We start from the raw sequence: 25,859 nt of genomic DNA on the forward strand, positions 1-25,859 counted from the left end.
GTGGAGCTGGCGGGAGTTGATAAAGCGCCCTTAAAACCATTATAAATCATGGACTTAGATGTGATTTTGTGGTTTTTTGAAGGCTAAAGTTACTACATGTAACAACTTGCTCTTTTTTTTAACTTTTAAGAGAGCAAGAAAATGGATCATAAGTGTGGAGTGCCTTATTGCTTCAAGCGTAAGAATGGCAGTATTTATTTCCGGTATGTATACCCCGTCTCACTGAGACGGAAGCTCCCTCACCTTAAGCACATGTTTCGTATGTCCCTCAGAACCCACAGCATTAGGGAGGCCAGACGCCGCTCTCGTGTGCTGCTGCTTCATCTGGATTCTGTCATGCTGCAAGTGTTGGCTTTGAGCGATGCCGAGGCAAAATCCTGCCTTGAACGAGAACTGAGAAATCTCAGGCAGCATCCGATAATGACACGCAGTTATGCGGAGGTGCTGACAGAAAATACAGAGCAGCTGGCATTGATGAACAATGCACCAGAGAGCTGGATTGGCCAGAGCCAAAAAAATGGTCAACAGCCAGTTATTACCTCACCGGAGCTACAGGCCAAGGTAGTTGTGGGGCCGACCTTCAAAGAAGTGGCTGAGGCTTTTCTCCATGAGAAGACCGCTTCTGAAGAGTGGACTGGCCGCACCCTGAAAAACCGGGCGGCGAAGGTGCGTAACATCGTCGAGATGGTCGGTGAAGACAAGGTATTTACTACTTTGACCAGCGTGGAGGCGATTGAGATCAGGGACAAGATTTACCGTTTTCCCAAGAACAGGGGCAAGATGCCCAACATCCGGGATAAATCGCTGGCTCAGATATTCAAGATGTCGCCATCAGACTACGACACCATCGACGCCACCACGGCGAACAGCTTTTTATCCATCTTCAAACAAATATGTGAGTTTGCGGTTCCTCGCTTTCATGACGTGAATGTGACCACCGGTATCTCCCCTCGTAAGGTGCCGAAGGCGAAGCGTCAGAGGAAGCGCAGCTTTGCGACATTGAATACTGAGCACTTGACGGCATTGCTATCGGCTCATCATTACCGGGAATATGAAAAGAGAAAGAAGGTGGTCTATACCGCCGACAAGTTCTGGGTTCCGCTTATCGGTATGTTCAGTGGTGCCAGGGTGGGAGAGATCCTGCAACTGCGAGTATGTGACATCATTCATTCCGATCAGCATGAGTGCTGGTATTTTGATCTGAATGACAATCATGAGGGTAATCGCCTGAAAACGGATAACAGCCGACGCTGGGTGCCCATTCATTCTTCCCTGTTGAGCCTTGGGTTTCTGGACTTTGTGAGCAGCCGGGGCGAAGGTAATGAGCACTTATTCAATGAGGTTATCTACTCTGGTCAAGAGGACGACAGCAACAGCTTCAGCAGGTGGTTTGAGCGCACACTTCGCAAAGAGATTGGCTGGTCACAGGAGCGTAAAGAGACGTTCCACAGCCTGCGCCATACGTTTGTAGATAATCTGCGGCGCATGACGAGACTGCATGACTGGGAAATTGCTGCTGTAGTTGGGCACCTGCCATCGGATGACGGACTGACTACCTCACGTTATGGCACTCACCAGCTTGATTTGAAGAGAAAGCAACAGATAGTGGAGTCGCTGGACTACGGCATCGAGCTGTCCGGGCTTTCCTGGCTTCGTTATCGCCGGTGCTTTCTGGATTAAGTAAGCGATATTGTTACTCATGATAACGGTCAGCTCATAGTGAACGGGTTCCCCGGCATTGGGGGAACCTGGAGCAGCCCCAGAACGATTGTCCGGCGTTGGCACCCTGGCGTGCCTTACGCTTTACCATGGGAGCTGTGCATCTGGGGCATTGAGCACTGGCTGGAGCTGATGCCAGGGCTGGCGGAGAGCTATTGGTAGAGGAAGGTCGCTGACGTTTGAGTCCTTCCTCCGCCAGCGTCATTTTGGCCTGCATAAGCATGTTATCCAGCGCCTTGCCATCGATCAGGCTGAGGCGCTTGTCACTGGCAAATATTTTGGCTTCCTCCGTGAAATCACCGGAGGTTACAACAAATCCTCCGTCCGCACCGGCACCCGCTATCACGCCATAAAGCTCGCGCACTACTGACACTCCTACACTTCTGGCCTTCCAGTGCTTGCATTGCACGAAGAAGCGCTGGCCGTCCTTTCTCAGTTGAACATCCACACCGCCATCGGGGCCATTCTCACCCCCGTCAATAACACGGTATCCCTGTTGTCGGAATGCCTGGCCCACAAGTAGCTCAAACTCTTTCCAGCTCATGTCGTTAGCAGGAGAAGCCGGAAGAGGGGAGATAGAGGGCTTTGCTGAAGTTGCAACGTATCGGTGGGCAAGACGCCGGCCTTTGAGTGCCTTTATGGCAGATAATCCAGCCCCTAGAGTGAACGCCACGGGAATAAAGAACTGCATGGCTATCAAGAATGGTCGCAGCATCAGCTCTGTCAGATTGGTCGGAACACCGGAGCCGGGGGACATTTCAACCGTAAATGGTTGATCGGAAAAATGATCGAGGATCAGGTAACTGATCAGTGCAAGCAACAGGCTCAGCCACCAGGGCAACATAGCCGCGATATCTATCATGTCTTCAATGGGTGACTGTCGGCGTCTTCTTGCCATTTCCATGTCCTTATACAAGTGATGAAAGTGCCAACCGAAAACAGCTGCGGTGATGTCGTCTGGGGTATTAGATTATGGTTCTGTTTGAGTATACCTCAACGAATCCAGCGCCAGCACCGGCATTGCTGGTTCAGTAAGTCAGTGCTGGCAATGTAAAGCAGACCGGAATTGTTAAACCATTTCTGACAGACCAACAGGTGAGCAATGACATCAAGAGTGTATGGCTATCTGAGAGCATCAACCAATGAACAGGACGTCAGTCGTGCCAGAGCACCACTACTGACCTTTGCCGCAGAGCAGGGGCTGACAGTGGACGCCTGGTTCACGGAGAACGAATCAGGAGCCACGCTACAGCGTCCGGAATTATTCCGGCTGTTGGATATAGCCCGCACCGATGACGTGCTTCTGGTGGAGCAGGTAGACCGCCTGAGCCGTTTGAACAGCAACGATTGGGAACGGCTGCAGGGGCTTATCAAGTCCAAGGGGGTGCGCGTGGTAGCTCTGGATTTACCGACCAGTCATCAGCTGCTGCATACCGGTGATGAGTTTACCAACCGTATGCTGGGTGCCATCAATGGCATGATGCTCGATATGCTGGCCGCCATTGCCCGCAAGGACTATGAAGACAGACGCCGGAGACAGAGACAGGGAATTAACAAGGCAAAAGCCGAGGGGCGTTACCGTGGTCGTCCTGTGGATGAGCGCCTGCATGCCAGCGTGCGTGAGCTGCTGATGGATGGCAAAAGCTACAGCAAGATAATGGAGATAATGAAGTGCTCAAGGGCAACTGTTGCGCGAGTTGCTAGGGATGTAAAACAATCACAGAGTGTTATTTAATTAGTAAAAAGAAGGGGAGGGTTAATACCCTTCCCCCTTAACTTATTGTTTGAATGAAATAGCTAGCAATATTAAAATAAGTAAGTTGTTACACATCTTAAGTGCCTGCCTTTGGCAAAAAAAACCACCGCGTGAACGGTGGTGTTAATTTAATGTAGAATAGTTAGTGAAGTATTATGAATAAAGATTTTTCAAAAAGCAATGTTTTTTGCAATCCCGACTTACCTCTGGTCGAAAAATTGAAGTTATGGAAGAACCGTCAGCAGGAGCTTACTGATAACTTTTTGAGCTGTAATTTTTATGATGATATCTCAGTTAGAGATGGGCGTTTGCTGAGAAAATACAAGTCATTGAAAGAGTTGGAAGGTAAGGAATTCACGAGGAAGCTGTATCATCAAGATAAAAACTTAAAAAAGTTAAAGAAACATACCGGTTTTGTTGATGTTTCCGAGGGAATGCTTTCATTTCTTTTTGCCGACTTCTTGGTTTCCTCTCATGCTACCTATGACGCTATCAAGTTTGATAGGTTTAACATAGATGAAGTGGTGCTTGGGATGTCAAAGTATTGCCGTGAAACCTATGGGATAAGGGTTGGTGCTGTCGGACTAAAGCTACCGGACTATGATGATGTAAGCCGGCATCGAAATTCTCTTGCCCCATGTAAAAAAGTAGGTAAGGAAAAAGAGGATAAGTTAGATGATCGGCAGTTCAGAGAAATTTTTAGATCTGCTTTTCATGCAGTGGCACTGATTGATAAAGCATGTAAATGTGATGGTAGAGTGATGGGGTTTACGCTTTCTCTTCCTAATGAGTTTATGATGAGAGTCCTTAATAAATTTTCTTCTGATTTTCATATTTTAGAAAAGGGCGGGGAGCGTGGTTTAGAAATAAAGAAGAATCTTAGAACAGCGATTGTTCGGAAAATAGTAGAAAGGATGAAGGGTTTGAAGGGGAACTTTCTTTTTTCAATTGAGTTTGGTCGTGACAAAAATGGCAAGGAAGACTTTCATAACCCTCATATCCATGGTTTGGTTATTATACCGAGTGATGGTGGTGACATGGCACGTTTTGAAGAGGCAAAAAGCCATGTGAAGAGTATGATGATTGATGCTGTTGGTAAAAGTAACAATGCATGGCGCCAGTTCAAATGGTCAGAGCTGTATTCATGTGGCTGGATGAGTTACATGGGGAAAGATTATAAATGGGCTATCGAAAATCTGGGGGGATCATCCTACTACTGCCCAGATGCGTTGAGAGGAGCTGCGAAAGACATCTACGAGCTTGTATCGCAGTCACTGATAGACCCTGAGCTGGTCAGGCGAGCTCACCTGGACACACCACCGGCTGCACGTTCGTAACGTCGATTTTGGGGAAAACATCCGAAAACGGCTCTTCCCCGCTAGTTTCCATAATCCTCTGAAACCCGCGCCAGCTCTGCTCTGGCGCTTTCTCTCCAGCTTCCGGTTCAACTGTTACTGTAGTTCTAATATATATTACTTATTACAGTTACTCTCTACAGTCATCCTTCTACAGAGAAGAACATCAACAGTAGCTACTCTCACAGAGTTCAGCTTCTACAGGAACAGCACTCAGAACAGAGGAAGAAGACCTCAATCTAAGGTCAACGACTTTGGAGAAAAATCTGAAGAAAAAAATTGACGTTTTACTTGGTGACTGTTTGATATTCTCTTCTGGAAAGCAGTAAGTATTCTCCGGAGTGGTTATCCTCTGTCTTCTCCCTACTGCTGATGTAGCCTGACGGCGAGCCGGTCACGGCGAGTCGTCCTGTAAGCTTGATAGAAGTGATGTTCATAATGCAGGCACAAAAAATTCGTCGGCGAAAATTTCCGGTCGTCGAGCCTGCGACAGCAGCGAGCGACCGGCTGTTACTACTTCAGGAATGTTCAGCCTCTGCTGTTATGTGAGGTGTTCAGTCTTCTGAGCAGATACTGTTACTGATGTATGAAGTGATGGTCTTTCCGGGGAAGGTAAGCTTTCTGTTTTCACTATGGTGATGTTCTTCTCCGGAGGTTACAGCTTGTGAAGGTAATGTTCTTTCGAGGTAGTCATCTTCCGGAGAGGGATGAGGTGAGTTGAGTGCTGCTCTCTACAGGGAGCTGTCTTTTCTGGAAGTATGAAATCACCGGATTGCTGATACTCTTTGTAATGCTCTCTGTAATCGATTTTAAGCGTTTCAGAACCCATTGATATACATGCGTAGCAGGAAGCTTGTTGGAAGTCGTTATAGAGCTTCTGAGAGCGTTTAAATGCTATTCATGAAGTTGATTAAGACTGTCCGGATAGTTAAGCAGTGTTGAGTGCTCTGCTCTAGAGACTACAGGCTGTGAAAGCTACGTCCTTCTGAGGATGAAACAGTTCCCGGAGAAGAGGCGATTATTTATTGGGCGGTTGCTTTGCTACAGGGGAACCGCCTTTCCTGGTAGGGCATGAAATCGCCGGACTGTTAAGATATTCAGTTATACCCTCTGTAATCGATTTTAAGCACTCCAGAAGTTTCCCCTACGCATTCGTATTAGGAGGTGTGCAAGAATGCAATACAGGGCTTCCGAGAGCGTTTAAATGAAATTCAGAAAGCTGATTGAGACTGACCGGACATGCTGCTGGGCTGAATAAATTGTGATTGTTCATTTTTTGATAGCCAGCGTTCTTTGCTGCTTTTGATGTTGTGCTGGTGTGAAGAGATCCATTTAGAGATCAGCAGGATCTTTTCTTGTGCTGATGAACTGTCCGGTATGAACTGACAATGATTACATCTCTTTCTATTGAGATGAACGGACAGCAAATCACCGGGAACTGAAAGTCCTAGAAAAAACCGGGGTCTCTTTGGGTAGTCCAGGCACTATCTGTGATGATTTTTGAACACAACCTTATAGCTTTGCTGCTCAGATACGGACAAATGCCATATGTCCGGGGATGGCAGACGGTTACTACCTTATAGCTTGAGCGCACTCTCACAGGAAGTGGTTGTATATTTGCCGGTTCTCTCTCTTATAAAAAGGCTTGGCCGCTCACTGAAAGCGGGTTAGCGTCCGGAAAAGTCCTTTGGAGAGCTGACCATGTCACTGAATGTGAAAAAAGCACGCTGGGTGCGCAAGCTGAATAACGGTGCCTACACCATGGAATCCACGGATGTGCTGGCCAGCACGCAGCTGATCTGTAAAAGCTGCGGAATTTACCGTGTCTGCCCGATACATGAGAGCATGGAGCGATTTGCCGCGATAGCCGATATCACGGTGCGTAATTGCCGAAAGTATGTGCCGCTGCTGTTGTGTCGTCGTCCATTTACCGAAAGCCTGAAAGACGAGGTGATTGTGTTGCGGCGTGGCACAGGCTTGCATGAGCTGTTGCATGACGGGCGGGAGCTGGTCGCGCTCACAGACCGCTTCAGTGAAACGGTATTCGCCTTCTACAGTGTGACCAAGCTTACCATTGTCAACTCGCCGGATGAGCTGCTGACGCTTCTGGAGGGACTGGATGAGACGAAGTTGCTGGACGAAGAAGACTCCCCGATACTGGAACAGCCGGATAGCACTGACTGGCCGGTGCCGGTGACCGTGGTGCTGTTGCAGCGAATGGAAAACGAGGGGCTGTTGGGCAAAATGTGCCGCAGGTAATCAGCCTCATCAAACCCAGCACTGACGCGCTCTGAACGGCGTTTACAGATGTTCCTGGTGCACGGTGATGCGTCAGGGTAGGGCAGCGCTTAAAACGTCACAGAAAGCGGGGATCGAAGGGGATCTCCGCGATTATGTTCAGCTCACTGTCCGGCATGGTCATCAGCCGTTTCAGGTTCTGCTGCCGGACACGCCTGATGCGTGCCAGCTCGGCAGCCGGGCAGTTTTTAATCTGCTTGCGGTAGTGAGCAAGTTTGGTGAGATCGAGTTCAGGGCGCATGGCTGGCTCCGGTAAGCAAGGGAAGTATCAAATGAGCATATTGTTGCAAGTTCTGAATGGTATCAAGCCCGATATACAGCGGCTTCATGCTCTGGCGGTTCAGTTTGCCGAGGGCAGTGCGGCCGAGCTTGAGCCTGCTGCTCTGGAGTGCCTTGTGCATGACATTCGCAAGCAGTTGACCGAATTATCGTCCTGGCTTCCGGAGACGGAAGATCTTGACGAGGACGAGGCGGAGCAAGCCTGGTGTTACTTGTTTCCCATGGCTGAACAGCTCTCGCAACTTTCGGTCGTGCAGTCGGTAAGCACAAAGAAGGATGTGCTGAATCTGGAGCAGACGGCTCGCTCTGTCACTCTGTCAGTTATCAGGGTGCGTAATCAACTGGAGGATCTGATGCTGTTGCTGCAGCAGTTCAGGGTGGATGAGCCTCTGGCATCCGGTGGGATGTTCAGCGAGAAGTTCTCAGGCCAATAAGCTTGGCCATAACTACAGCCCCGCACTGAGCGGGGCTTGGAAGGAGGCGATCAGGCTAGTGCCTGTTCAACTATGGCATCAGTCTGAAATTTTTGTGCATCACAAAACCTTGTAGGGAGCGGAGATGAATCAAGAGTATTTTTCTTATCTTGTTGTGTTAGATTATTGTTCGTTTATGTTTTTTATTGGGAGGTAATTAGATGAGTAGTGACTTTAAGATGAGGGTTCAACTTTTAGAATGTTCATTTTTTAATGATTTTGTTGATGTTGATAAGTATTTGAATTCCGCGGTTTTTTATGATGATTTGGCTAAGTCTATCTCTTGGTTTAGAGAGCATGGTGATAGTGGTTATGTTGAATCTTTTTTTGTTTTTTTGAGAAGGCATAAAAGGGAAGGTTTTTTATCGGTGGCCTTTTTGAAAAGGCATGGTTTGAAGGTGTTAGAGCAGGGAGATAATGTGAAGTTTTCTCTTGTGAATATTGATATCCCTAAAATAAGAATCGAGTCTAGGGATGTTAAAAAAGAAACGAAATCGGTAAAGAAGAAAAAAGCATGGAGGTATGTTGATGCTCTAGACTCAGGTCGTGTATTGTCAGGGAGTTATGGGGCTGGAAAACGCCGTTAGTTGGCCCCATTGGGGCCAACAACGCAACTGACGAGATTATGCCAGTGCCTGCTCAACAATGGCATCGGTCAGATGCACCTGGGTTTGCTGTGACTGCCGGAGCTTGTGCTTAAGCTGATCGCAGAGGGCCATCAGTTCATCGATTTTGGCTACGATACGTTGCTGCTCCGCAAGAGGAGGGAGTATGAAGTAGTGCTGAGAAAACTCTTCAAACTTGAGACTTTCAACCGTTGTCCCTGTTTTTGTTAGGTTTTGTAAAATATAGCTCTCAAAACCTGACATCATGAGTAGCAGATATTCCGATATACTTTCATCTATTAGAGCTAAGGCTTTAAGATCTTGATTAATTGTGCATTGCTCTTGTGTCAGTGCGACAGGAAAGTGTCTACGAAGGATTCCACTTCTTACAACAAATAAGAGTGAGTTAGGTTCGATGTAGGATAGACCATCCTTAATTGCCATCTCAGTGATATGGTCTTCAGAATCCCCTATTCTCTTCACCTTCATATCTTTAGGAGTGATCCATGGAATGGAGCCATTCCAATACTCTGGATTCATTTTGCTCGGGGTTTTTCCACCAGAGAATGTGCCTAAATGAGACAGTGTAGTGAATACCCACCCGTTCGGCAGTTCAAACGGCTTTTCATCTTCACTGATTTCCGGCAGTGGCTTCTGCTTTTTGATCTTTTTCTCTTTTACCAGCCTGTCTTTTTCTGCCGCTATGCGCTTCAGCAGCACAGAAGCGGGTTCGTCGTTCGGGTTCTGGCGCACCAGCTTACCCATAACAGCCAGTTGCAGTATGGTCTGCTTGAGGGCATCTATGCTTCGCTCGGTGGTGAATAGGGTATCAAAGTGCCCGGCGATTCTGGCCCAGCTCTGCTGCAACTCGTCGGCATCGGCGCTGTTGGTGAGGGTAGACAGTAGGGTATCGACCAGAGTGGTATGTGCTTCAATGCTGGACTCGGTCTGCTGCTCCAACTGATCGCAGAGGACCATCAGCTCATCGACTTTATGGACGATGCGTTGTTGCTCTTTCTGAGGGGGCAGAGCTATGACTGTTGCGATTATTTTTTCTCTTGAGATATTGGGCTGAGCACCTCCCGCTCCCATTTTGATAAATCTCGGCCTGTAAGACTTTAAAAGTGTCAGCAAAAAAATATTACTTATGCCAGTAAATGGAGTGCAAGCGCATACAGCTTGGTTGGTCGTGGCGGTTACGCTCAGAATCGATGCCTTTCCTATTGTTGCGCCATACATTGCAATAAGAACATCGCCGGGCTTGTTTTTTCTTAAAGAAACCTGTTCCAATGCCAGCTCGGTTACAGATTCCTCTGAAGTGGATATGTAATCGCTGGATAGCTCGCCAGATTTAAACCAAGGAATTTCCCCACCATAGTAACTAGCGTTTCTTCTGCTTGGCGTCGCACCAGCTCCCCATTCACCTATTTCATTTAGCCTGACCCACTCCCACCCTTCAGGCAGCTCAAAGGGCTTTTCTTCATCAGTGATGGGCGGCAGTGCCTTGGGCTTTTTGATCTTTTTGGCTTTAATCAGCTCGGCCTTTTCGGCGGCAATGCGCTCCAGCAATACGGAAGCAGGTTCATCGCTTGAGTCTTGCGGCACCAGCTTGCCGCGCACGGCCAGCTCCAGGATCAGCTCCCGCAGCTTTTTGATGCCATACAGCTCATACTTGTTGCTGCTGCCACGACCGGAGGTGGACCTGGCCTGAATGGCCCCGGTCCAGGTGGCGATGTTCTCGGTGATAAGTTGCTGCGCCCGGCTCATGCGTTGCTCTCCTCGGCGCTTTCTTCGGCCTTTTCTTCAATCTCGTCGGCGTCGCTCAGCAGGGCGTTGCCCAGCACGGTTTTAAGCTGATTACGCAAATCACGAATGCTTTGCTGCTGCTGGGTATAGGTTGCCAGCAGCTCGTCAGGATCGTGGCTGACGGTTTCGCCAACATGAGGGTTTTTGATGTCGAGGTTGAAGTTGCGGGCAATCACCTCATCAATGCTCATCTTCCAGGCGTGCTCGTTCTCCACGCGGGCGGCAAAGCCATTCTGCTCGCTGCCCCACCAGTCGATTTCGGCCTGAAACTCCTCAAACTTCATCGGTCGGGTCTTGCTGTAGTTCTTTACACCCGCCGGGTAGGGATGCTCATAGAACCAGATGTCTTTGGTGGGCTTGCCCTTGGTAAAGAACAGCAGGTTGGTCTTGATGCCGGTATAGGGGTTGAACACGCCGTTGGGCAACCGGACTATGGTGTGCAGGTTGCACTCTTCGGTAAGCAGCTTTTTGATCTTGGTTTTTACCCCCTCACCAAACAGGGTGCCGTCCGGCAGCACCACGGCGGCGCGTCCGTTCTCGGCCAGCAGCTCGATGATCAGTTGCAGGAACAGATCGGCGGTTTCGCGGGTTTGCAGCTCGGACGGAAAGTTCTTCTCGATGCCGTGCTCTTCAGTGCCGCCAAAGGGCGGGTTGGTCACAATCACATCAATGTCGCTGTCCCAGCTTGAGAGCGGCCGGTTCAGGGTGTTGTCGTGGCGAATTTGCACCGGCACTTCAATGCCATGCAGCATCATGTTGGTGGTGCACAGCAGGTGCGGCAGCTGCTTTTTCTCCACGCCCAGGATCTGCTGTTGCAGCACCTGATGGTCGTCGGCGTTCTTTACATAGTTGTTTTTTACATGGTCGAAGGAGCAGGCCAGAAAGCCGCCGGTGCCGCAGGCCGGATCCATAATGCGCTCACCCAGCCTGGGGTCAACACGGTTAACCATAAAGCGGGTGACGGCACGGGGGGTATAGAACTCACCGGCGTTACCGGCACTTTGCAGATCCCGCAGCAGTTGCTCGTAGATGTCGCCGAACAGATGACGCTCGCTGGAGCTGGTGAAATCGATTTTGTTGAGCTTGTTGATCACCTGGCGCAGCAGGGTGCCGTTCTTCATGTAGTTGTAGGCATCGCTCAGGCCTTCGCGCACCACAAAGCCACGGGGGTTCTTGTCGATGGGGGCGGTCATGTTCTTGAGCGTATGGAACAGCTCGTCGTTCACGAACTCCAGCAGCTCGTCTCCGGTCATGCCTTCCGGGTCTGCCGCCCAGTTGCGCCACAGAAACCGTTCCGGAATAGGGGACTGATAATCGTCCAGTTCAAATTCCAGCGCCTCTTCCTGGGCGTCGAACACCTTGAGGAACAGCAGCCAGGACAATTGCCCCAGACGCTGGGCATCGCCATCCACACCGGCGTCCTGACGCATGATGTCCTGAATGGATTTGATAATGGAGCTGATCGACATGATGTTTCTCTTTTTATGCGGTTATTCAAACAACACCAGCCCCGGTGTGAGGCTGGTGTAAATAGGGCGACAAAGCGGCTCAGGCCTGTTTTTTGGGGGCCAGCTGGTAGATTTCGGCTTCCAACTCACTGATGGCCTGCTGATAGTTCTGCTTGCTGCCAAAGCCCTTCTTGACGATTTCCATGGGGTTGCCGAGCTGGTCGAGGGGCTGCACCTTGAGCACGTTCATGCTTTCTATTTCCTGCACCCCGGCATCGGCATACTTGTCCAGCAGTGCATTCAGCACCGTTTGAGCGGTGTCGGAATACCTGGTGAAGTAGTTGCGCTTTCTCACCTCGTTGGCCCGTTCACGGCGGGTGAGCGGGGGCTGATCATAAACCACATGGCAGATGAGGTCGAAGGGATCGAGATCCTTGCCCACTTCCTGTTCCAGCACTTCCCAGATGATGCCCTCGTTGGCCAGCTCGTCGATAATGGCCTGTTTGCGCTCGGCATCATTCCAGCGTTTGGTGAAGTCATCCAGGCTGGCAAACTGCCGGACAAAGGTCTTGCGGGTGTAATCCTGAAACGACTCGGTGACCAGCTTGCCATCGGCATCGTAATACTGCACCCGCTGGGCAATGGTCTTGACGGTGACGCCGTTAACGTGGAATTTTCTGACCTTGTGCTCGTCATCGTCGTCACCGCCCAGTGGGCCGTGGTCGCCGTCTTCGGCAGGCGGAAATTCATAGTCCGCATCCGGCTCACCAATGGACAGGCCATCTTCGGTGGTGGCGTCCAGCTCTTCCTGAGATTCGCCATCGATGATTTCATCAAGGGTGTCGTCGTCTTCATTAATTTGCTCCGGCGTTACCGTCATCACCCGCTCGGGAATGCCGTCGAAGCGCTCGTCGGCAAACAACTCGGTGGCCTTCTTGAAGTCGAGAATGGTAAACCACAGCTTGCCATATTTATCGTTGATACGGGTGCCACGACCGATGATCTGCTTGAACTTGGTCATGGACTGAATGTTCTGATCCAGCACCACGAACTTGCAGGTCTGGGCATCCACGCCGGTGGTCATCAGCTCCGAGGTAGTGGCAATTACCGGATAGGCTTTTTTGGGGTTGATGAAGTTGTCGAGCTGCGCCTTGCCCAGTTCATCATCGCCGGTGATTTTCATCACATACTTGTCGTTTTTCAGCACCTGCTCGGGGTTGCAGTTCACCAGCGCCTGCCGCATGCGCTCGGCATGGTCGATGTCGTTGCAGAAGACGATGGTCTTGGCCATGGGATCGGTGCGCTTGAGGTAGCTGCTAATGGTTTCTGCTACCAGTTGCGTGCGCTCGTCGATGACCATGGTGCGGTCAAAGTCTTTCTGGTTGTAGATGCGGTCGTCAATCAGCTCGCCGCTCTTGTCGGTCTGCCCCTTGGTAGGACGCCAGCCTTGCAGGTCGATGTCGATATCAACCCGCACCACCTTGTAGGGGGCGAGAAAGCCGTCTTCAATGCCTTCCTTGAGGGAGTAGGTATAGACGGGGTCGCCAAAGTAATCGGAGTTGGAGACCTCGTCGGTTTCCTTGGGCGTGGCGGTTAGCCCCACCTGAGTGGCACTGCTGAAGTATTCGAGAATTTCTCGCCAGGCGCTGTCTTCGGCGGCACTGCCTCTGTGGCACTCGTCAATCACAATCAGATCGAAGAAGTCGGGAGCCACCTGCTTGTAGGCTTTCTGCTGCTCTTCCGGGCCGGTTAACGCCTGATACAGCGCCAGGTGAATTTCAAAGGCGGGGTCAACCTTGCGGCCTTCCACCTTGGTCATGGCGGAGCCAAAGGGCTGGAAGTCGTTGATGCGGGTCTGATCCACCAGAATGTTGCGGTCGGCCAGAAACAGAATGCGCTTTTTGCTGCGGGCTTTCCACAGTCGCCAGATGATCTGAAAGGCGGTATAGGTCTTGCCGGTGCCGGTGGCCATCACCAGCAGAATGCGTTTCTGCCCGGCAGAGATGGCCTCAATGGTCTTGTTGATGGCCTGCAGTTGATAGTAGCGGGGCATTTTGCCACTGCCGTCATCATGATAGGGCTGGGTGATGATGGGCAGCTGCGCCTGAGTGTAGCCCTTCCAGGTGCAGTATTTGTCCCACAGCTGAGCCGGGGTGGGGAAGTCGTCGAGGCTGACTTGGGTTTCCAGTGCCGCCGGATTGGTTTTGTCGTGAAAGACAAAGCCGTCGCCATTGGAAGCGAACACAAAGGGCACTTCCAGCAAACCGGCATAGTCCAGCGCCTGCTGCATGCCCTTGGCAATGTCGTGCTTGTTGGCTTTGGCCTCAATCACCGCCAACGGCAGATTGGGCTTGTGATAGAGCACAATGTCGGCGGATTTCACCTTCTTCCGCGCCGCCATCTGGCCGCGCACAATCACCTTGCCATCGCGCAACTTCACTTCCTGGCGGATCTGGGTCATGTCGTCCCAGCCTGCTTCTTTTACCGAAGGCATGATGAACTTGCTGATGATGTCAGCTTCAGTAAGCACTGACTTATTTATTTTTGTCATGGCTGCGCTGTCCCGTGTCACAGTCTTTTGGCCATTCTGGCACAGGGGGAGCACCATTTGAATTATTTATAACCAGGCTGCGTAGCCTACAGAGCCTACATACAGAGCCTACAGAGCTTACTGAATCTGCTCAGGCTGCTCAGCCTCAACAGCTTTCATAGGCAGTTGAGTCTGTGTAGCTAAGCAGCCTCAATGGACTCTTGAACCTATGCAGGCTGCTTAGCTTCCGTAACCTGCCGAGGTTCCACAGTGTGAGCAGGCATAGGCAGTGCAGGCTGAGTAAGTTGCTCAGGCTATGTAGCCTCCGCAGGCTAATCAGAATCCGGTGCTTGCAGCAGGTCTGGCACAAAGCGGAAAAAGCCACCGCCAGTCATGAGTGCTGGAAAAATTTGAGGAAGAGATTAGAGTGAAATTACTGCCCCTGAAGTGCTTTCAGGTGTGACAGTAGGTGTGACAGTAAGCGGGTTTTTGGGTAGTTTTTCAGCAAGTGCTAATTAATGACTAAATCATTGATTTTAAAAGAAAAAAAGCCCCTTGCGGGGCCTTTCCAATCGATTGGTGGAGCTGGCGGGAGTTGAACCCGCGTCCGAAAAACCTACGTCGTCGGTACTACATGCTTAGTCAGTCATTAAATTCGCCAGCTGCTGCGGACTGACACGCCACAGACAGACTATCCTGAATTGGTTTTAACGCTTCAACCGTCAGGCACGGCATCCACGCGATCCTGTGAAGGATGACCTTCCGATTCCCTAAGTCACAGGCAAGCTAGGGCAGAAGGGCTCTCTGCAGGTTATTAAGCTGCGAGTGCGTAGTTTTCGTCGTTTGCGACTATTTTTTTGCGATTTTTTTACGAGGCCTATCGCACCTCGGCATGCACCTTGGAGTTCGAGAATCTCGTCGAATCCTGAATCAGCCCCAAGTACAGATTGATGATATTGCATATCATCGTTAAACACAAGAGGGGTCTAGCGGCCCTTGTGTTTCATCATACGTGCTTTTTCCCGCTTCCAGTCGCGCTCCTTCACGTCCTGGCGCTTGTCGTGGGCTTTTTTACCCTTTACCAGGCCTATCTCTGCCTTGACCCAGGATTTGGACCAGTACAGGGACAGCGGTACCAGGGTATAACCTTCCCGCTCAATCAGGCCGGTGAGACGGTCCAGTTCCCGTTTGTGCAGTAACAGTTTGCGGTTGCGCATGGGATCGCATACCACATGGGTTGATGCCATATTCAGCGGGTTGATGGTGGCGGCAAACAGAAAGGCCTCACCATTTCGCATAAATACATAGGCATCACCAATGTTGGCCTTGCCGGCCCGTAGCGCCTTGACTTCCCAACCCTGGAGCTCAAGCCCCGCCTCAAATTTTTCCTCAATGGAATATTCGTGCCGTGCCTTGCGGTTAACCGCAATGGTATTGGAGCCGGGTTTCTTTTTAGTTTTGTTTTTTGCCATAGTGAAATCATTATACGGTGACCAATGACGCTTTGGAATTAGTGAACTGGCGACCGGTTGTTTTTTGAACGATTGTCTCAGGTGAGCTTGCTGGCCAGAAGTGTTAAAATCACCGAGTCAGAATGCCAGGAGAGGTTATGCCAAGTATTACCCGAAGCGCACTGGTGATGTTCAGTGCCAAGCAAATGTATGAGCTGGTCAATAATGTCGATGATTATCCGCAGTTTTTGCCCGGATGTGTGGCCAGCCGGGTAGTGGAGCAGAGTGAGCACAGCATTACCGCCGCACTCGACGTGGCCAAGGCTGGCATTCGAAAAACGTTTACTACCCGCAATCGTCTCGAAAAAGACCATAAAATTAATGTGGAACTGGTAGACGGGCCTTTTAAATCCCTGAATGGTGGCTGGACTTTTATTCCGCTGGATGAAGATGCCTGCAAGGTTGAGCTGAAACTGCACTTCGAGTTCAAGTCACGACTGGTAGAGCTGGCGTTTGGCGGCATTTTCAAGGAGCTGGCCAATGCCATGGTGCATGCATTCAGTGAACGGGCTCGGGAGGTTTACGGCAGTGAATCTTATTCAGGTTGAGGTGGTTTATGCGCTGCCCGATAAACAAACGGTGCTGAGCCTGCGGGTCCCGCCAACGGCTACCGTGCAGGAGATCATTGAGCAGTCCGGTATTTTACGCCAGTTTCCCGACATTGATCTTGAGCGCAATGCGGTGGGCATTTTCAGTCGTCAGGTCAGGCTGGAACAGAGCGTAAATGAAGGTGATCGCATAGAGATATACCGGCCTCTGCTGGCCGATCCAAAAGAAATCCGGCGTCGGCGCGCCGAACAGGCCAAGGAAGAAGGACGGGCTGATAAAGTGACCGGCGGCCGACCAGATCCGAAGCGCCGCCAGTAACATGATAAAAAGAAGCCGTCAGGCTTCTTTTTCAGTTAAAGGCCCTGATGAAAGTCGTCGGGCAGTTCAAAGTCACCGCTCATGGTGGCCAGACCATCATTGATAAAGTCCAGCACCAGCCGCTTTTGCTCGGTGTCGCCCCGGCCAGGCTTGAAGTAATAAATGTAGACCCAGCGATTGTGATTAAAACCGTCGAGACTCATGGGGTTACCCAGCAGAAAACGCACCTGCTCTTTGGTCATGCCCTGACGAAGCTGGGCTACCTGCTTTTCTTCCAGATAATTACCCTGGGGAATATCCACTTTGTAAACCAGACCACAGCCGGTGAGAGGAAGGGCGAGAAACAGAGGTAATATCAAGCTTTTGAGTTGCATAGGGAGTGTTGTCCTTAAAATCCTGAAAGCATCATAGCGGCTGCCGGTTTCGATGTAAAAGACAGACCGGTACCAAAGCCAATGGTTCCCTTTAGAGACATGGTTATTTACCCCCGGCTGTCTTACTATTTCAGGCTGATACACTGCTTCACTCTTTTGCTATGGGAGCTGGTTATGACTAAACACGTATTTCATCTGGGTATTACCGATGAGGATCTGCGGGGGGCTGCCGTGGCGATTATTCCCGGTGACCCTGAGCGGGTAGAGCGGATTGCCGGCTACCTTGCCAATCCGCGCAAGCTGGCCAGTAAGCGGGAGTTTACTTCCTGGCTGGGGGAGCTTGACGGCAAGCCGGTAGTAGTGTGCTCCACCGGCATTGGCGGACCTTCTACTTCCATTGCGGTAGAAGAGCTGGCGCAGTTGGGCGTGCGTACCTTTTTGCGGGTGGGCACCACGGGTGCCATTCAGCCCAATGTGGAGGTGGGTGATACCATCGTCACCACCGGGGCCGTGCGTCTGGACGGTGCCAGCACACACTTTGCACCCATGGAATTTCCGGCGGTCGCCGATTTTGACTGCACATGTGCCCTGGTGGATGCGGCCCGCGAGCTGGGCGTGACACCTCATGTGGGCATTACCGCCTCGTCCGATACCTTTTATCCCGGACAGGAACGTTACGACACTTACGCCGCCCATGTGGTACGCCGTTTTCAGGGCAGCATGAAAGAGTGGCAGTCCATGGGCGTGCTGAACTATGAGATGGAATCAGCCACCCTGTTTACCATGTGTGCCAGCCAGGGGCTGAAAGCCGGCTGTGTGGCCGGCGTAATAGTTAACCGCACCAAGCAGGAGATTCCTGACGAAAATACCATGAAAAATACCGAGCAAAGGGCCATTGAAATTGTGGTGGGAGCCGCCCGCAGGCTGGTGTGATCAGCACACCAGCAGTTCCCGCGCGTTGGCCAACGTATTGTCGGTAATGCGGTTGCCGCCCAGCAGCCGGGCCAGTTCCTGCAGCCGGTGCTGCTCGTCCAGCTCCTGCATGCGGGTTTCAGTATGGTCGGCATCGCTGCTCTTGCTCACAAAAAAGTGCTGGTGGCCGTTGCCTGCTACCTGGGGCAGGTGTGTAATCACCAGTACCTGGGTAGACTCGCCCAGCTGGCGCAGCAGTTTGCCTACCACGGCGGCGGTGGGGCCGCTGACGCCCACATCCACCTCATCAAAAATCAGCGTCGGGGTTTCCACTTTCTGTGCGGTAATCACCTGAATTGCCAGGCTGATGCGTGACAGCTCACCGCCGGAGGCCACTTTGGCCAGCGGGCTCAGGGGCTGGCCCGGGTTGGTGCTCACCAGAAACTCGACCCTGTCGATGCCAAGGGGTGAAAAGCCCGCTGCTGCATCTGCGTGCACCTCTATTTCAAAACGGCCCTTTTCCATGCTGAGCTGGTGCAGGCTTTGGGTGATTTTCTTGTTCAGGGTAGCGGCGTAGCGCTGGCGGCTTTGGCTCAGGCGCTCGGCAGCCTGAATAAAACCGGCTTTGGCTTGCTCCACTTCCTCGTCAAGATGCTCCAGCCGATGGCTGCTTTCATCCATATTGGCCAGCCTGGCTTTCAGCTCCTGATGAAAACCATGGAGTTCAGCTGCAGGTACATGATGCTTGCGGGACAGCTCCATCAGTTTGCTCATGCGGCTTTCCACCTCATGCAGGCGCTCCGGGTCCAGCTCCAGCCGATCCAGATAGCGGCTCAGCTCATTGTGACTTTCTTCCAGCTGGATCAAGCCGGCTTCTGCCATTTCCAGCACCGGTGCCAGCTGCGCATCCATAGTCACCAGCTCGTTCAGGGTTTTCAGGCCCTGACGTACCAGCTGCAGGGCATTGGTTTCATCGTTGTCGGCCAGCACATCCATCACCAGCTGGCAGTCGGTGACCAGCTCAGCCCCGTTGGACAGCCGCTTGTGCTCGGCTTCCAGCTCAGGAAATTCGTCTTCGTCCAGGGCCAGCTCGTCGAGCTCAGCCACCTGGTATTCCAGCAACTGGCGTTCTGCCTGCCATTTTTCCTGCTCTTCCTGCAGTCGTTTGCGTTCATTACTGAGCTGACGCCAGTGCTGATAATTGCGGCTGACGCCATTGACCAGTTGATGATGTCCGGCGTAGGCGTCGAGCAGGGCACGCTGATGATCGGGCTTTTGCAGCTCCTGATGAGCATGCTGACCGTGAATATTGATAAGCAGGGCACCCAGTGCCTTGAGCTGCGACAAGGGCACGGGCGTGCCGTTAATGTAGCCGCGGGAGCGGCCTTCCCGGCTCAGAGTACGGCGCAGAATGCATTCATCCTGCTCGTCCAGCTCCTGCTCGCTCAGCCATGCTTTTACCCGGGGAAGTTTGTCGATGCGAAAGCGGGCGCTGATGTCGGCCTTGTCGGCACCGGGGCGTACCGAATCGGCGTCGGCCCGCTCTCCCAGGGCAAGGGCCAGGGCATCGATAGCAATGGATTTACCGGCACCGGTTTCACCGGTAATGCTGGTCATGCCCTGGCGCAAGTCCAGCTCAAGAAAGGAAACAATGGCAAAATTGCTGATGGTGAGCTGAAGCAACATGGAGATTCCCCTGCAACAAAAAGAATGCTGTATGGGAATACAGTATACTGTAGTTTTATACAGTGCAAGCTCAGAACAGTTTACTGCCCCAGCCCAGTTTGCTGCGCAGCACTTCAAAATAGCTGTGGCCACGGGGGTGCAACAGCTTCAGCCGGTGCGGGCTCTTGTTAATGTGAATTTCATCGCCGGGCTGCACTGCCAGTGAGACATGGCCGTCGCAGCTGACCAGCATGTGTTCGCTCTTGTTGGCGGGGGAGAGCACCATTTTGATCTGGGCGTCGGCGTCAATAACGATGGGCCGGCAGCTCAGGGTGTGCGGAAACATGGGCACCAGGGTAATGGCGTTGAGGTTGGGAGTGAGAATAGGGCCGCCCGCAGACAGTGAATAGGCGGTGGAGCCGGTGGGGGTGGCCACTATCATGCCATCGGCACGCTGGCTGTACATAAAGTGGCCGTTAATATAGACCTCAAACTCTATCATGTGAGCAATTTTGCCCGGATGCAGCACGGCTTCGTTCATGGCAGTGTTGCTGGCCTTGAGCTGACCGTGACGGTGCACCTGCGCTTCCAGCAGAAAGCGATGTTCGGTTTGATAATCACCGGCCAGCAACCGCTCCAGCGGCTGTTCAAAACTGTCGGGAGACAAGTCGGTCAGAAAGCCCAGATTGCCCCGGTTAACCCCCACCACCGCAACATCAAAGCGTGACAGCACCCGGGCTGAACCCAGCATATTACCGTCGCCGCCCACTACAATGGCCAGATCGGCGCGTTCGCCCAGCTCCACCATTTCCAGCAGTTCAGCGTCATCCAGCCCCAGCTGTTCGCCTACCCGGCGCTCTATCACTACATTCAGGCCCAGTTGGTCGAGATAACGGTACAGTGCCACCAGCGTTTGGTTGGCCCCTTTATGATCCGGCTTGCCGATAAGAGCAATGGTATTGAAATCGGTATCCATTAATTGCGTTCCCGCTGGCCGTGTTGTTCGGTAAAAGTGAATATTCATCATTCTAATCAGAGTCTTGCCCTTGTACCAGCGCCGGCCTTGCAAGTCTGTCGGGTTTTCCCCCTTGAAAAGCATACTGACACCCCCATATAGGCTGCAGGCTAATTGATACTCACGGGAGACGAGATGAGCAGCAAGCAGAATCAGGTAGACCAGGAGCAGGAGCTTCAGACCGAACAGGAGCAGCACGCCGCCGCTGAGGCAGAGCTGCAGGAAGGTACTCAGGCCGATGCCGCCCTGGTAGCCGAGCTTGAGAAAAAGCTGGCCGAGGCAGAGGCCGCCGCCAAAACCGAAAAGGACACCGCCCTTCGTGCCGTGGCGGAAATGGAAAATATTCGTCGCCGTGCCGCTCAGGACGTCGAAAAAGCCCAGAAGTTTGCACTGGAAAAGTTTGTGAACGAGCTGCTGCCGGTGATCGACAGCCTGGAGCGGGCCATTGAGCACACCAGCGATGAAACTGATGCTTTTAAAGCGGTACACGAAGGGGTGGAGCTGACCCTGAAGTCGTTGATAAGTGCAGTAGAAAAATTTGGTGTCGCGCAAATCGATCCTCAGGGCCAGCCTTTTGATCCCAACAAGCATCAGGCCATGAGCATGGTGGAAAGTGACGAAGTGGCCCCCAATGCGGTGCTGGCCGTCATGATGAAAGGCTATGAGCTGAACGGTCGTGTGCTGCGCCCCGCCATGGTGATGGTGGCTAAGGGCCCGGCTATCGACACTCAGGCCTGAGCCGGTCTTCTGAACAAAAAAATGTGACTGTCGTCTTGAAAGCCGCGACCGGCAGCCACATATAGACGTTAACGCGAAATACCTAAAACGTTTGTTACCGAATTTGTAATATCAAGAGAGGATTCTATGGGTAAAATCATCGGCATCGATCTGGGTACCACCAACTCCTGCGTTGCGATCCTGGATGGGGATACTCCACGGGTCATTGAAAACGCCGAGGGTGCCCGCACCACTCCCTCCATCATTGCTTATACCGATGATGGCGAAACCCTGGTAGGTCAGCCGGCCAAGCGCCAGGCGGTGACCAACCCCAAAAACACTCTGTTTGCCATCAAGCGTCTGATTGGCCGTCGTTTTGAAGATGAAGAAGTGCAGCGTGACATCAAGATCATGCCCTTTAACATCGTGAACGCCGACAACGGTGACGCCTGGGTAGAAGCCAAAGACAAGAAAATGGCACCGCCTCAGGTGTCTGCCGAAGTGCTGAAAAAAATGAAGAAAACCGCCGAAGATTACCTCGGCGAGCCGGTGACCGAAGCCGTTATTACCGTGCCGGCTTACTTCAACGATGCCCAGCGTCAGGCCACCAAAGACGCCGGCCGCATTGCCGGTCTGGATGTGAAGCGCATCATTAACGAGCCGACCGCTGCTGCTTTTGCTTACGGTGTGAACAAGTCCAAGGGTGACCGCAAAGTCGCGGTGTACGACCTGGGCGGTGGTACCTTTGATATCTCCATCATCGAAATCGATGACATGGACGGTGAAAAGACCTTTGAAGTACTGGCTACCAACGGTGACACACACCTGGGTGGTGAAGACTTTGATAACCGTCTGATCAACTACCTGGTGGACGAGTTCAAACGTGAGCAGGGCTTTGATCTGCGTAACGACATGCTGGCGCTGCAGCGGCTGAAAGAAGCCGCCGAAAAAGCCAAGTGCGAGCTGTCTTCCGCGCAGCAGACTGAAGTAAACCTGCCTTACATCACGGCAGACGCTTCCGGTCCCAAGCACCTGAACATCAAGGTGACCCGTGCCAAGCTGGAGTCGCTGGTAGAAGACATGGTCAAGAAGTCTCTGGATCCGGTTCGTACCGCGCTGCAGGATGCGGGTCTGTCTGTGTCCGACATTGATGACGTGATCCTGGTGGGCGGTCAGACTCGTATGCCGTTGGTGCAAAAGGCCGTGAGCGACTTCTTCGGCAAAGAGCCGCGTAAAGACGTGAACCCCGATGAAGCCGTGGCTGTGGGTGCTGCCATTCAGGGTGCCGTATTGTCCGGTGACAAGAAAGACGTGCTGCTGCTCGACGTAACTCCGCTGTCTCTGGGTATCGAGACCATGGGCGGTGTGATGACAGCACTGATTGAGAAGAACACCACGATTCCGACCAAAAAGTCTCAGGTGTTCTCTACCGCTGACGACAACCAGTCTGCCGTGACCATTCACGTCATTCAGGGTGAGCGCAAGCGGGCCGCTGATAACAAATCGCTGGGTCAGTTTAATCTGGAAGGCATTCGTCCGGCGCCCCGTGGTCTGCCGCAAATCGAGGTCACCTTTGACATTGACGCCGACGGTATTCTGCACGTGTCCGCCAAAGACAAGGACACCGGTAAGGAGCAGAAGATCACCATTCAGGCCTCTTCCGGTCTGAGCGAGGAAGAGATCGAAGCCATGGTGCGTGCCGCTGAAGCCAACGCCGCCGACGACAAGAAGTTCGAGGAGCTGGTGACAGCACGCAACCAGGCTGACGGTCTGGCTCATGCTACCCGCAAGCAGCTGGAAGAAGCCGGTGATGCTCTGGCCGCCGACGACAAGAGCGCTATTGAGTCTGCTCTGAGCGACCTGGAAACCGCCGTTCGTGGTGAAGACAAGGCCGAGATTGAAGCCAAGCAACAGGCGCTGCTGGAAGCGTCCCAGAAGCTGATGGAGGCCGCTCAGGCCCAGGCGCAGTCTCAGGCTCAGGATGCGGGCACTCAGGATGCCGGTAACAAGAAAGCCGATGATGATGTTGTGGATGCCGAGTTCGAAGAAGTCAAAGACGACAAAAAATAAGGCAACCCCGGCGCACAGACGCTGACAGTGCGGGCGTTGGGATACCAACGCCCGCCTTTGTGTTAATCAGCAGGTAAACACGCAAGCTATGTCGAAACGAGATTATTATGAAGTGCTCGGGGTTTCCAAGGGAGCCGACGAGCGCGAAATCAAGAAAGCCTACAAGCGAATGGCGATGAAATATCATCCTGATCGCAACAAGGATGATGCCGACGCGGCCGATAAATTCAAGGAAGCCACGGAAGCCTATGAAGTGCTGACTGACGCCCAGAAGCGGGCCGCCTACGACCAGTTTGGCCACGATGCGGTTAATGGTCAGCACGGTGGTCAGGGTGGCTTTGGTGGCGGTGCCGATTTCAGTGATATTTTCGGTGACGTATTCGGCGACATCTTTGGCGGTGGCCGTGGCCGGCAGCAGCGCGCTGCCCGCGGGTCGGATCTGCGCTACAACATGGAGCTGACCCTGGAAGAGGCGGTCAGGGGCGTGACCAAAGAGATCAAGGTACCCACACTGGTGGGCTGTGATGTCTGTGACGGCAGCGGTGCCAAGCCCGGTACTCAGGCCAAAACCTGTCCCACCTGTCATGGTCACGGCCAGGTACAGATGCGCCAGGGTTTCTTCACCGTACAGCAGCCTTGCCCCCATTGTCGTGGCAAGGGCAAGGTGGTCAGTGACCCCTGCACCAAGTGTCATGGTGAAGGCCGCTATCAGAAAACCAAGACCCTGTCGGTGAAAATTCCGGCCGGTGTGGACACCGGTGATCGCATTCGTCTGTCCGGTGAAGGCGAAGCGGGTGAGTCCGGCGCACCGGCAGGTGATCTGTATGTGCAGATGCACGTGCGCGATCACGATATCTTTGTGCGGGACGGCAATAACCTGTTCTGCGAGGTGCCCATCAGCTATAGCGCGGCTGCGCTGGGGGGCGAGGTGGAAGTGCCGACCCTGGATGGCCGGGTTAAACTGAAGATTCCGGCTGAAACCCAGACCGGACGCATGTTCCGGCTCAAGGGCAAGGGCGTACGCTCAGCGCGTAACGGTCAGCTTGGCGATCTGGTGTGCAAGGTCTATATCGAAACGCCGGTAAACCTGACCGACGAGCAAAAAGAGCTGCTGCGTCAGCTGGAAGAATCCTGTGGTGGCTCTGCCGCCAAAAAGCACAGACCCAAGTCTGAAGGCTTTTTTGACGGGGTAAAGCGTTTCTTTGACGATTTGACCCGTTAAGCCTGCTGTATTAGGGTGGATAACTGACCACCGGCTTGCAGCCGTGTTGCAGCCGCCAAACAATAAGCGATCTGAGCCCTGTTCCGGCAGGGCTCTTGTTATTTCAGTAGTTCGAAAGGAACCGGGTTTCCATTATGACACAAACACCGATGACCATTCGTGGTGCGCAAAAACTGCGTGAAGAGCTGGATCACCTCAAGTCCGTGCGTCGCCCGCAAATTATTGAAGCGATTGCCGAGGCCAGAGAGCATGGCGATCTGAAAGAGAATGCTGAATATCACGCCGCCCGTGAGCAGCAGGGATTTTGTGAAGGTCGCATTCAGGAAATTGAAGCCAAGCTGTCCAATGCCCAGATTATTGATGTAACCCGCATGCCCAAAAACGGCAAGGTCATCTTTGGTTCTACCGTGACGCTGTTCCGGGTGAATGACGAGCAGGAAATTACTTATCGCATCGTGGGAGACGACGAATCTGATATCAAAGCCAATCTGATTTCCGTCAATTCACCAATTGCCCGTGGTTTGATCGGCAAGGAAGAAGACGATGTGGCAGTGATCAAGACCCCTGCTGGTGAAGTGGAATACGAGATTATCAAGATCGAGTATCTGTAAGTAATTACGAAGCAGCCTCGTCAGGCTGCTTCGTTGTTTTGTTCAGCTCTCTGATAAACCCTCTGAAGACGAACTCCGACAATACCAGTCGCTCTGCCACTGCCAGTTCAAACGTCACACTGGTCAGCCAGAACTGATTCCCTCTGTGCTGGCGCACCAGCGTCATACTCAGTGGAATGGTCAGCTCCGTGTTCAGCTTCATCAGTACGTTGCGTGTTGCTCGATGAGCAAATAAACAGCGGCGTGACAAAAGCCTCATGCCATTGACCGATAAGTCCTGAATATCGGCCGCCACTCTTTTACCGTTCCGATAGACCAGGCTCAGGCCTTCCGGCGCAGGAAGCCGCCAGGCGCGGGGATGAAGACCGTCAGAGGTGATAAGCGGTGCTGTCAGTTGCGCTTCGTTTAACTGGGCGGGCAGCTGCACCGGAAAGTGCAGCACCTGATTATTCAGTTCCATGCGCAGCTCCAGTGCCGAGGCTTTTTCCAGCAGAGCACGCAGGCTGGCATCCATCGCTATCATTAAAGGTACATCTGTACGATCAGCCGAGTCGCCGAACAGCCCTGCCAGCATGGCAAGCTCGTCGTCATCGAGATATTTGTCAGACATGATAATGGCACCTGGA

General features: G+C 52.4%; 23 protein-coding genes, 1 other RNA gene and 1 pseudogene. 14 read left to right on the plus strand and 11 right to left on the minus strand.

Features of this window, described 5'->3' with window-relative positions; all coding sequences use genetic code 11:
* Window positions 1-141: 141 nt before the first annotated feature.
* Together R0I78_RS14930 and R0I78_RS10595 are read left to right on the plus strand one after the other, a co-directional pair.
* A pseudogene (locus R0I78_RS14930) lies at window positions 142-324 on the plus strand (DUF6538 domain-containing protein); the annotation flags it as partial.
* A gap of 12 nt (window positions 325-336) precedes the next feature.
* On the plus strand, window positions 337-1,680 hold the full coding sequence (locus R0I78_RS10595; protein ID WP_317075286.1) for a site-specific integrase: 1,344 nt from the start codon (window positions 337-339) through the stop codon (window positions 1,678-1,680).
* 34 nt (window positions 1,681-1,714) lie between these two features.
* Here R0I78_RS10595 and R0I78_RS10600 read toward each other — a convergent pair whose 3' ends face one another.
* Window positions 1,715-2,617 carry a restriction endonuclease gene (locus R0I78_RS10600; RefSeq protein WP_317075287.1) on the minus strand — a complete coding sequence of 301 codons (903 nt, stop codon included), beginning with the start codon at window positions 2,615-2,617 and terminating at the stop codon, window positions 1,715-1,717.
* 204 nt (window positions 2,618-2,821) lie between these two features.
* Here R0I78_RS10600 and R0I78_RS10605 point away from each other — a divergent pair, with 204 nt between their 5' ends.
* The 3 genes from R0I78_RS10605 (at window position 2,822) to R0I78_RS10615 (ending at window position 7,089) form a co-directional block, all read left to right on the plus strand.
* Window positions 2,822-3,454, plus strand: a complete 633-nt coding sequence (locus R0I78_RS10605; RefSeq protein WP_317075288.1) for a recombinase family protein — start codon at window positions 2,822-2,824, stop codon at window positions 3,452-3,454.
* A gap of 176 nt (window positions 3,455-3,630) precedes the next feature.
* Window positions 3,631-4,812: a hypothetical protein gene (locus tag R0I78_RS10610; protein WP_317075289.1), complete on the plus strand. Its 1,182-nt coding sequence runs from the start codon at window positions 3,631-3,633 to the stop codon at window positions 4,810-4,812.
* A gap of 1,719 nt (window positions 4,813-6,531) precedes the next feature.
* Window positions 6,532-7,089, plus strand: coding sequence for a hypothetical protein (locus R0I78_RS10615; RefSeq protein WP_317075290.1), 558 nt, complete (start codon window positions 6,532-6,534; stop codon window positions 7,087-7,089).
* Between the two features lie 97 nt (window positions 7,090-7,186).
* Here R0I78_RS10615 and R0I78_RS10620 read toward each other — a convergent pair whose 3' ends face one another.
* A complete protein-coding gene (locus R0I78_RS10620; protein WP_317075291.1) occupies window positions 7,187-7,369 on the minus strand; it encodes a hypothetical protein in 183 nt (60 codons plus the stop codon).
* Between the two features lie 31 nt (window positions 7,370-7,400).
* On the opposite strand from R0I78_RS10620, the gene R0I78_RS10625 reads away from it, so the two are divergent.
* Window positions 7,401-7,841 (plus strand): hypothetical protein, encoded by a 441-nt coding sequence (locus R0I78_RS10625; protein WP_317075292.1) that lies wholly within the window; start codon window positions 7,401-7,403, stop codon window positions 7,839-7,841.
* Between the two features lie 200 nt (window positions 7,842-8,041).
* Window positions 8,042-8,467: a hypothetical protein gene (locus tag R0I78_RS10630; protein WP_317075293.1), complete on the plus strand. Its 426-nt coding sequence runs from the start codon at window positions 8,042-8,044 to the stop codon at window positions 8,465-8,467.
* Between the two features lie 36 nt (window positions 8,468-8,503).
* On the opposite strand, the gene R0I78_RS10635 is transcribed toward R0I78_RS10630, so the two are convergent.
* From R0I78_RS10635 to smpB, 5 genes are all read right to left on the minus strand, one after another.
* Entirely contained in the window at window positions 8,504-10,252 is a 1,749-nt protein-coding gene (locus R0I78_RS10635) for a restriction endonuclease subunit S (protein WP_317075294.1), read from the minus strand.
* A complete protein-coding gene (locus tag R0I78_RS10640) occupies window positions 10,249-11,760 on the minus strand; it encodes an N-6 DNA methylase (protein ID WP_317075295.1) in 1,512 nt (503 codons plus the stop codon). Before R0I78_RS10640 ends, R0I78_RS10635 begins: the two co-directional genes overlap by 4 nt.
* A 79-nt stretch (window positions 11,761-11,839) precedes the next feature.
* Window positions 11,840-14,290, minus strand: a complete 2,451-nt coding sequence (gene hsdR, locus R0I78_RS10645; protein WP_317075296.1) for an EcoAI/FtnUII family type I restriction enzme subunit R — start codon at window positions 14,288-14,290, stop codon at window positions 11,840-11,842.
* A gap of 556 nt (window positions 14,291-14,846) precedes the next feature.
* Window positions 14,847-15,207: a transfer-messenger RNA gene (ssrA, locus tag R0I78_RS10650) on the minus strand.
* A gap of 48 nt (window positions 15,208-15,255) precedes the next feature.
* Window positions 15,256-15,741 (minus strand): SsrA-binding protein SmpB, encoded by a 486-nt coding sequence (gene smpB, locus R0I78_RS10655; protein WP_019935533.1) that lies wholly within the window; start codon window positions 15,739-15,741, stop codon window positions 15,256-15,258.
* A 137-nt stretch (window positions 15,742-15,878) separates the two neighbouring features.
* On the opposite strand from smpB, the gene R0I78_RS10660 reads away from it, so the two are divergent.
* Together R0I78_RS10660 and R0I78_RS10665 are read left to right on the plus strand one after the other, a co-directional pair.
* Window positions 15,879-16,328 carry an SRPBCC family protein gene (locus R0I78_RS10660; protein ID WP_019935534.1) on the plus strand — a complete coding sequence of 150 codons (450 nt, stop codon included), beginning with the start codon at window positions 15,879-15,881 and terminating at the stop codon, window positions 16,326-16,328.
* Window positions 16,273-16,647 (plus strand): RnfH family protein, encoded by a 375-nt coding sequence (locus tag R0I78_RS10665; RefSeq protein WP_051089282.1) that lies wholly within the window; start codon window positions 16,273-16,275, stop codon window positions 16,645-16,647. Before R0I78_RS10660 ends, R0I78_RS10665 begins: the two co-directional genes overlap by 56 nt.
* A 35-nt stretch (window positions 16,648-16,682) precedes the next feature.
* Here the strand turns inward: R0I78_RS10665 and R0I78_RS10670 are convergent, their stop codons facing one another.
* Window positions 16,683-17,021: an outer membrane protein assembly factor BamE gene (locus tag R0I78_RS10670; RefSeq protein ID WP_317075297.1), complete on the minus strand. Its 339-nt coding sequence runs from the start codon at window positions 17,019-17,021 to the stop codon at window positions 16,683-16,685.
* Between the two features lie 174 nt (window positions 17,022-17,195).
* On the opposite strand from R0I78_RS10670, the gene udp reads away from it, so the two are divergent.
* Window positions 17,196-17,954: a uridine phosphorylase gene (udp, locus tag R0I78_RS10675; protein WP_317075298.1), complete on the plus strand. Its 759-nt coding sequence runs from the start codon at window positions 17,196-17,198 to the stop codon at window positions 17,952-17,954.
* Here udp and recN read toward each other — a convergent pair whose 3' ends face one another.
* Complete coding sequence (gene recN / locus R0I78_RS10680) at window positions 17,955-19,619, minus strand: DNA repair protein RecN (protein ID WP_317075299.1); 1,665 nt, start codon at window positions 19,617-19,619, stop codon at window positions 17,955-17,957.
* A 70-nt stretch (window positions 19,620-19,689) separates the two neighbouring features.
* The gene (gene nadK, locus R0I78_RS10685; protein WP_019935539.1) at window positions 19,690-20,574 is read right to left on the minus strand and encodes an NAD(+) kinase; all 885 of its coding nucleotides are present in this window, start codon (window positions 20,572-20,574) and stop codon (window positions 19,690-19,692) included.
* 174 nt (window positions 20,575-20,748) lie between these two features.
* Between nadK and grpE the strand changes: the two genes are divergently transcribed.
* The 4 genes from grpE (at window position 20,749) to greA (ending at window position 25,233) form a co-directional block, all read left to right on the plus strand.
* Window positions 20,749-21,351: a nucleotide exchange factor GrpE gene (gene grpE / locus R0I78_RS10690; protein ID WP_019935540.1), complete on the plus strand. Its 603-nt coding sequence runs from the start codon at window positions 20,749-20,751 to the stop codon at window positions 21,349-21,351.
* A 126-nt stretch (window positions 21,352-21,477) separates the two neighbouring features.
* Window positions 21,478-23,400, plus strand: coding sequence for a molecular chaperone DnaK (gene dnaK, locus R0I78_RS10695; protein WP_019935541.1), 1,923 nt, complete (start codon window positions 21,478-21,480; stop codon window positions 23,398-23,400).
* 88 nt (window positions 23,401-23,488) lie between these two features.
* Window positions 23,489-24,622: a molecular chaperone DnaJ gene (dnaJ, locus tag R0I78_RS10700; protein ID WP_026344897.1), complete on the plus strand. Its 1,134-nt coding sequence runs from the start codon at window positions 23,489-23,491 to the stop codon at window positions 24,620-24,622.
* 134 nt (window positions 24,623-24,756) lie between these two features.
* Window positions 24,757-25,233, plus strand: coding sequence for a transcription elongation factor GreA (gene greA / locus R0I78_RS10705; protein WP_026344898.1), 477 nt, complete (start codon window positions 24,757-24,759; stop codon window positions 25,231-25,233).
* 4 nt (window positions 25,234-25,237) lie between these two features.
* Here the strand turns inward: greA and R0I78_RS10710 are convergent, their stop codons facing one another.
* On the minus strand, window positions 25,238-25,843 hold the full coding sequence (locus tag R0I78_RS10710; protein ID WP_317075300.1) for a hypothetical protein: 606 nt from the start codon (window positions 25,841-25,843) through the stop codon (window positions 25,238-25,240).
* Window positions 25,844-25,859 lie beyond the last annotated feature (16 nt).

This window comes from Oceanimonas sp. CAM02, assembly GCF_032842915.1.
In the GTDB taxonomy this organism is placed as follows: Bacteria; Pseudomonadota; Gammaproteobacteria; order Enterobacterales; family Aeromonadaceae; genus Oceanimonas; species Oceanimonas smirnovii.